Genomic DNA, 6,560 nt, shown 5'->3' on the forward strand with positions numbered 1-6,560 from the left:
ACCCTCCAAACAAAAACTGAATTTAATGTTATCAAACCGCGCCTGAATAGTCAAGTAGCAGCATTCTTATTTTTTTTCCCTAAAACAAAATAGTGCCACGAACCGTAATCTTTTCCGTCAACAATCAGTTCTTGAGTATGTTTTACCGATATAAGTTCTTCTTTTGGAAATAAATCATACACAATAGTTTCATCGGCAAAAAAATGCGGTATGCCGTTTTCAGGTCCGTCTTCAATTTTAATAACGGTGTTTTCATCGTGAACGGGGAAACCCGCTTCTTTATAGCTCCACGTATTTTTTGAACACAGCGTAACAAAATATTCGCCGTCCGGTTTTAAAACCCGTTTTATTTGTGCAACAATTTTTTTAATTCCCGCCGTATCCGTATGCGATATAACATGATAGGCAAGCAGACAGTCAAAACTGTTTTGGTCATAAGGCAGCGCATCCATATCGGCAGTTGTCGCGCTCACATTCATGTGCTCTTCTTGTGCTCTGCGTTTAACTTCATCTACAGCACTTTCAGATAAATCACACGCATCAACGCTAAAACCGTTTTGAGCAAACAAAAACGAATGCCGCCCCAAACCGCAGCCCAAATCCAAAAATGCGGTATAGCCCTTGTTTTTCCACCGGTGCACCAGATAATATGCTTCTTCCGACGGCGTATACCAGCCTTTGTTTGTATTTTGAGTCCATTGCCATGCTTTGTGAATACTCATAGATAAACTACACCTCAAGCTGTCGTTTTTTCTTCGTTTCGTTTTCCCATTCTATACTGCTTGCCCGCCGTGCGCGCAGCTTTGCCCATTCGCGTATGCTTTTTATTTGTTCTTCCATTGTTTGCGATAATGGAATCATCGTTTTTATTGTATTTTCCAAATCGGAATCTACTAATTCTCTATTAGCATCATATGCATCGTACAAAGCGCTTACAATAATTTCTTCTATTTCAGAACCCGAAAAGCCTGCACTTTGATCGGCATACTTTTGAATATCATATTTTTCCGCTTTTCGATGTCGTTTTTCTAAATGAATTTTAAATATTTCTTTTCGTTCTTCTTTTGACGGTAAATCAACATAAAAGATTTCATCGAAACGACCTTTTCGCAGTAATTCAGGCGGTAAACTGCTCACATTATTACTGGTAGCCACTACAAATACGGCACTTTTCTTTTCTTGCAGCCAAGTTAAAAAAGTTCCAAATACGCGTGCCGTTGTACCTCCGTCGGTTTGTCCTGACGATCCCAGCCCTGAAAATCCTTTTTCAATTTCATCAAGCCATAATATGGAAGGCGCTATCGATTCCGCCGTTTGGATAGCCCTACGTACATTTTCCTCACTGCTGCCTACAAAACTTGAAAATACTTTACCTACATCCAGCTTTAACAAAGGCAACTGCCATAAACCGCTTATAGCCTTTGCTGTAAGACTTTTTCCGCAACCGGGAATACCTAAAAGTAAAATACCGCGCGGCTCGGGTAAACCGAACTCCCGTGCTTTGGGACTAAATGCTTTTCCGCGTTTAGTGAGCCATTTTTTTAATTCATCCAAACCGCCAACTTCTTTCATCTTTTCATTTGCATGATAATATTCCAACACACCGGATTTTCTGATTATTTGTTCTTTCTCGGAAAGTATAATGCCGATATCGAATTGACCTTTTTCCACAAGCGATTTTGCAAATACGTTTTCAGCTTCTTCTGCAGTCAACCCTAAAGCAGCTTCCACTATTTTATTTTTTAACTCAGGATTTTTTTTAACCTCAAGGGAACTCTCAGAAGCAACACTCACCGCTATTTGTTCAACTATTTCAGACAGCTCTTCTTTATCGGGCAGTTCATAATCGACTACGACAATCTCTTTTTCCAATTCTGTAGGTACCTTTAAAAGTGGAGATAAAAAAACAATATTTTTCATTGTCGTCTTTAACCCCTGTCCTGCATCACGTAATTTGCGAACTACAACCGGATCATTCAAATAATGATGAAAATCACGTAGTATAAATAAACCGTTAATATCGCTTTGTCGTATGTATTCCAACATTTTTAAAGGATCTTTCAGTTCCGTTAAAAATGAACCATCATCGGTTTCAAGCCCTTCAGTTATAGACCAGCAAAGTAATTTTTTGTTACGAGCTACAGTTACCTTTTTCAAATTTGCAAGTACACGTTGTTCTTCAAAAGAAACTACATATATAAGCGGATAACGTGCTCTTATGAGTGTTTCAATGGTCTTTGCAGAATTATTTATCATATTATCCTCCGATTATTATGTACCGTATTTATAAAATCAATATCGGGTATACCGGTAGCAGACACTGTTCCAAACCGGTCTATAAATATTTCTAGCATAGGATTTTCACAATTTTTGTCGGTTATATCATCCGATTTTATACCGTTTTTAAGCAGATACACGTGTTGATTACCGGATCCTGTCCATATATTGTGCGATTTTATATCACATTTGTATGGACCGTCTATTAAAATATCCACTTGGCATAAAGCCTTTTGCATATAAGAATTACTACAAAGCTGTTCATACGTATAGCCCGTATATACTAATGTATTCAAATCTCTTCGATGAGCTTCTTTAAGTAAAGCCTCCAATTCATCTGCCTGATCAAAAGGTTCTCCTCCGGAAACGGTTATTCCTTCTATACCTTTTTTCGGTATAAGATCCGTTATCTCTTTTATACTCATATATGACCCGGCACCGCTTAGAGGCCATGTTTGAGGATTAAAACAGCCTTTACAGCGTCTTGAGCATCCTTGCACCCATAATGTAAAACGCATACCGGGACCATTTGAGTTTGAAGCGCTAATTATGGTATGTACTAACACGGACTCATATTCCGAAAAAGAGAAAATGCGGTACGATAACCGTTTGCAACGGAAAAAGTGTGCACCACAGTATGAGCAATATATTCACCGCTTACAAGTTCTCCTGCATTTTTTATATTTACACGCATACCGGCAAATAATTTACAGTTCCCCTCCGCACTTCCATCTGCACTGCATAAACCAAAAGAGTTTTTTTGTAAAAATCCTATAGCACGATTTTTGGCGTCATCGGCATCAAGCACACTGTGATCGACAAAAGTACTTTTCCATAAACCGTTACCGCCGTTTGATTTTTTTGTCCAATCGGACTGTCCTCCCACTTTAAGGTTTAAATCACTAAGTGAAGCCGTGCCTTCAAAGGCTTCACCCTTTATACTATCCCACCCGACAAAAGTGCACTCTGAAAGCAAATCTCTTAAATCTTCCAAAGCACTAAATGAAATAAGCGTTTTTCCTTTTTCAAAAATAATTTCGTCGCTGCGAAAATTTATTTCATCCTGTACATACACAGTTGTATCATAAGCATAGACTGTTTTTCCATATAATGATGCAAGCTCACATATATATTCGTAATCCGTAGCCGTCTGTTCCATCCTAAAATCAAGTTTTGGTCCGAACGAATCTACTTTTGCTTTTAAGGAATAAGTATCGAGTAAACCTTTTATAATCTCTTCAGCTGTTTTTTCCGTAAAAGACGCACTGTTTCTTGCATGGTTTAATTTATGTAAAACATTTGCCCCTTTTACTTCAAGAATATCGCCGCCGTTTTCTTTTAAGACAGTATGAAATGCTGTTATTTCACCATTAAAAACTTCAGCACAGTCATCTTTATAACCGAGATGAATTGTAATTTTACTTTCCAATGCAAAGGTTCCTTTGGTACGCAAATCTACGGCAGAAGTGTCAAAAGTCAACAAACACGTTGAAATACCGTTAACCATGTCGGTTACATTTATATTTAACAATGCACCTTCATGTTCGGTATCAAGCCGTTTACCGTCAACATATACTATCCATACCGGTGTAAGATGTTTGTTTTCTGCCATATAGCCTCCTTAATTATCTAGTTAAGATTTTCTTCGTTCTGAAGTGCAATTATTTGCGCCGAGTGTTCAAATAATTCTCGTTCTCGTTGAGCTTTAGCTTCTTGATGTATCCTATCAATCTGAGCAATCCACATTTTTCTTTCTCTACCATTCATGTTCCATATTTCACTCTGCGACCAATGAAAATAGTATGCAATATGAGCCGCCTCCCCGTATATTTGTTCAGGCAGGCGGCTTATGCTTCCCCCAATTGTATATACTCCCCTAAAAAGCTGTGTTTGCATTCAGGGCATTGCAACGGTATTTGTTTTATCACTTGATGATTTACAGTATGTAAAAAATCTACTAAAAAACTAAAGTCTATTGGGTCAAGTCGTTCAATGGTTTTACGGTTTATTGTTTTTTCATTGCCTAATTCAGATATCAGTTTTGCCAACAGCACAATATAAAATGCTCCGCTGTTCCTTTTAACTTCTCCGTCGCGCTCTATATCCAGCAAATCTTTTATTTTTATAAGGCGCATACTGCCGTTTACTTTTCCTCCGGCAGCATTTCTAATACCTGTTCCACGCGGAAGGGTAAATCTGAATATTTTTCTTAATTTCATTTAAAACTCCAAACGGGAAAATCTTCCCGTTTCATTTTCAAAAGGTTCACTCTGCTCATCATTTTTACTATCACCTCTTTGCAATGGTTTAATAGACTGCGATAACGGTCTTTCCTTTGTTTGCGAATACATACTGTCTGTATCGCTCAATAAAATTTTCCTATCTGCAGCATTGACATATACCAAATCGGCTTCTGTACTGAATGCATTAAGTTCGGCAAAATCAAAATTGTTTTTTAAGTACTGTATCGCTTGAGCAAAATTTGTAAATTCCGGCTTGGCACTGCCTGCAACACTACTTTGTTCTTTGACTTCGGTTAAAGCTAAAGCCAATGTATCTACAAGCTGCTTTTGATCCATTTGTACAAGAGATTCCCGCGTCTGTGTAATATTCGGATTTATCATATACTCCCCTTCCATTTCTCCAATTTCGCCGTAACAATTAAAAAACAAACAGTTTTTAAGTTGTACCCCTCTTAACGGAAAACCGCTAAAGCGGCAATTATAAAAAATACAGTGCTGCAGTTTTGCTCCGGAAAATCCGTTCATACCCTTACCATAAGTCAGCTCAACTGTACTATTCAAAAAAAAACAATTGCTTATATCGGCATATGCAGCTTCAAAATCAGATAAAATACTGTTCACCATTTGCACCCGGTTAAACCCAGCCCGTACCAACGTACAAAAGCGAATATTTCCTGCATAAAAAAATATGTTTTTCCAGATTGATTTAATCAGTGTCAATCCGTTTAATTGTACAGTATCAAAAGTACAGTCAGTAAAGCAAGCATCCTTAAAACCTGCACGGTTAAAAATGCTTTCATCAAACTGAATTTGTGTAAATGAACTATGCTCTGCATGCAATTCTTCAATATCGGTTTTATGCCATAATGCGTTAAAAGCCGAAAAACCTTCCAAATTGCAACCGCTTATACGGCTTTCAGTAATTTTTCCGGAACGTAAAGCATTTTCAATAAATATACGATTTGCAGAGCCGTAAAAACTCATTTTACGCTCTCCTACTTATATATTTCCATATCTTTATATAGCTGTTCAAATTGAACCGTGAATTTGTTAGAACAGTTAGGACAAGTTATTTTTGTTTTTGTTCCTGCTTCATTATTAAGATTTTTATACATAAACTGTAAATATAAAAAATCTGCTTCGTACAAATTTTGTAATATTTCCGTTGTTATGGGATGAATATCTCCTATTTCATCAATAACTCGTGCCAACAATTCAAGATCGCGGTAACGCGAATTCACAGCAATACTTTCCGGAAGTTGAACGGCAAGTTCATCTTCGGTTGTTGCAAGATGCATACTTCCTTTTCTATATATCTTTCCTTCATATTCAAGACCTAACGGTAAATAAAATGCAATACTGTTCATCACATTTGCTCCGTAGACTGCTGCACGTAATCAGTATCTTTTTGTTCATAATAAGAAGTTTTAAAATCACGCTGCACAACCGTGCCTAAAGCAGCTTCAAGTTCTTTTGTCATATCAATACAGGATTTTCCTTTTGCACCAAGCACATTAATGCTTATATCTCCTGTTTCCGAAATATGTATTTCAAGCTCTTGTTTTACAGCCATAGCTATCTCCCTATTTTAATAAGTATAGTACTTTACATAGTTTTTAATCAATGTGTTTTTACATCAAAACCGTCATTTTCAAAAACAATACTTTGTATCATCGCTTCCATTTGCGGTCGGTAGCGTTCAAAAGTGTCAACTTCATTTGAACCTATATCAATTTCCAAACCCGGCTTAATATCCTCCAACACAAGAAAGAATGCTGCAGCGATAGTATCCCCTCCGGTAGTTACTTGCGCCTCAAAATATCGTCCTTTTTTACTACCCAACTCAACGGTTTTATCCTGTTTTACTTTTATTTTCGCTCCTACAAAGGTTGATAATACAATTTGTGAAAAGTTCGGAATATGTTTTTTTACTTCTTCAATATCATTCGCATACTCTATCGTAAACGTGTAATCATTTTCATTAGGAAAAAAAAAGTTAATATTTGTATAATCAACTCCTTCTTTGGGTAAAATAAAACT

General features: G+C 37.0%; 10 protein-coding genes. All 10 read right to left on the bottom strand.

The window, feature by feature from the left end; all coding sequences use genetic code 11:
- Window positions 1-50: 50 nt before the first annotated feature.
- Window positions 51-722 carry a class I SAM-dependent methyltransferase gene (locus tag HMPREF9193_RS05905; protein ID WP_021687171.1) on the bottom strand — a complete coding sequence of 224 codons (672 nt, stop codon included), beginning with the start codon at window positions 720-722 and terminating at the stop codon, window positions 51-53.
- Between the two features lie 7 nt (window positions 723-729).
- Window positions 730-2,256 (bottom strand): Ycf46 family AAA ATPase, encoded by a 1,527-nt coding sequence (locus HMPREF9193_RS05910; protein WP_021687172.1) that lies wholly within the window; start codon window positions 2,254-2,256, stop codon window positions 730-732.
- Complete coding sequence (locus HMPREF9193_RS05915; protein ID WP_084604369.1) at window positions 2,253-2,795, bottom strand: 4Fe-4S single cluster domain-containing protein; 543 nt, start codon at window positions 2,793-2,795, stop codon at window positions 2,253-2,255. The genes HMPREF9193_RS05910 and HMPREF9193_RS05915 overlap by 4 nt, the downstream gene beginning before the upstream one ends.
- 41 nt (window positions 2,796-2,836) lie before the next feature.
- Window positions 2,837-3,889: a phage late control D family protein gene (locus HMPREF9193_RS05920; protein WP_021687174.1), complete on the bottom strand. Its 1,053-nt coding sequence runs from the start codon at window positions 3,887-3,889 to the stop codon at window positions 2,837-2,839.
- A gap of 17 nt (window positions 3,890-3,906) precedes the next feature.
- Window positions 3,907-4,173 carry a DUF6760 family protein gene (locus HMPREF9193_RS11500; protein WP_371440101.1) on the bottom strand — a complete coding sequence of 89 codons (267 nt, stop codon included), beginning with the start codon at window positions 4,171-4,173 and terminating at the stop codon, window positions 3,907-3,909.
- Window positions 4,125-4,496 (bottom strand): hypothetical protein, encoded by a 372-nt coding sequence (locus tag HMPREF9193_RS05925; protein WP_021687176.1) that lies wholly within the window; start codon window positions 4,494-4,496, stop codon window positions 4,125-4,127. Before HMPREF9193_RS05925 ends, HMPREF9193_RS11500 begins: the two co-directional genes overlap by 49 nt.
- Window positions 4,497-5,504: a pentapeptide repeat-containing protein gene (locus HMPREF9193_RS05930; RefSeq protein WP_021687177.1), complete on the bottom strand. Its 1,008-nt coding sequence runs from the start codon at window positions 5,502-5,504 to the stop codon at window positions 4,497-4,499.
- 11 nt (window positions 5,505-5,515) lie between these two features.
- A complete protein-coding gene (locus HMPREF9193_RS05935) occupies window positions 5,516-5,887 on the bottom strand; it encodes a hypothetical protein (RefSeq protein WP_021687178.1) in 372 nt (123 codons plus the stop codon).
- The gene (locus HMPREF9193_RS05940) at window positions 5,887-6,093 is read right to left on the bottom strand and encodes a DUF2997 domain-containing protein (protein WP_021687179.1); all 207 of its coding nucleotides are present in this window, start codon (window positions 6,091-6,093) and stop codon (window positions 5,887-5,889) included. Before HMPREF9193_RS05940 ends, HMPREF9193_RS05935 begins: the two co-directional genes overlap by 1 nt.
- A 47-nt stretch (window positions 6,094-6,140) precedes the next feature.
- Window positions 6,141-6,560: hypothetical protein (locus HMPREF9193_RS11285; protein WP_021687180.1), on the bottom strand; the 420-nt coding region annotated here is incomplete at its 5' end.

The sequence above is a fragment of the Treponema lecithinolyticum ATCC 700332 genome (assembly GCA_000468055.1).
GTDB lineage: Bacteria > Spirochaetota > Spirochaetia > Treponematales > Treponemataceae > Treponema_C > Treponema_C lecithinolyticum.

Bases quoted from the DNA above. Each gene is read 5' to 3' on its own strand.
- HMPREF9193_RS11500 (WP_371440101.1), bottom strand. From the start codon at position 4,173: ATGCAAACACAGCTTTTTAGGGGAGTATATACAATTGGGGGAAGCATA.
- HMPREF9193_RS05915 (WP_084604369.1), bottom strand. From the start codon at position 2,795: ATGCGTTTTACATTATGGGTGCAAGGATGCTCAAGACGCTGTAAAGGC.
- HMPREF9193_RS05920 (WP_021687174.1), bottom strand. From the start codon at position 3,889: ATGGCAGAAAACAAACATCTTACACCGGTATGGATAGTATATGTTGAC.
- HMPREF9193_RS05930 (WP_021687177.1), bottom strand. From the start codon at position 5,504: ATGAGTTTTTACGGCTCTGCAAATCGTATATTTATTGAAAATGCTTTA.
- HMPREF9193_RS05935 (WP_021687178.1), bottom strand. From the start codon at position 5,887: ATGAACAGTATTGCATTTTATTTACCGTTAGGTCTTGAATATGAAGGA.
- HMPREF9193_RS05940 (WP_021687179.1), bottom strand. From the start codon at position 6,093: ATGGCTGTAAAACAAGAGCTTGAAATACATATTTCGGAAACAGGAGAT.
- HMPREF9193_RS05905 (WP_021687171.1), bottom strand. From the start codon at position 722: ATGAGTATTCACAAAGCATGGCAATGGACTCAAAATACAAACAAAGGC.
- HMPREF9193_RS05910 (WP_021687172.1), bottom strand. From the start codon at position 2,256: ATGATAAATAATTCTGCAAAGACCATTGAAACACTCATAAGAGCACGT.
- HMPREF9193_RS05925 (WP_021687176.1), bottom strand. From the start codon at position 4,496: ATGAAATTAAGAAAAATATTCAGATTTACCCTTCCGCGTGGAACAGGT.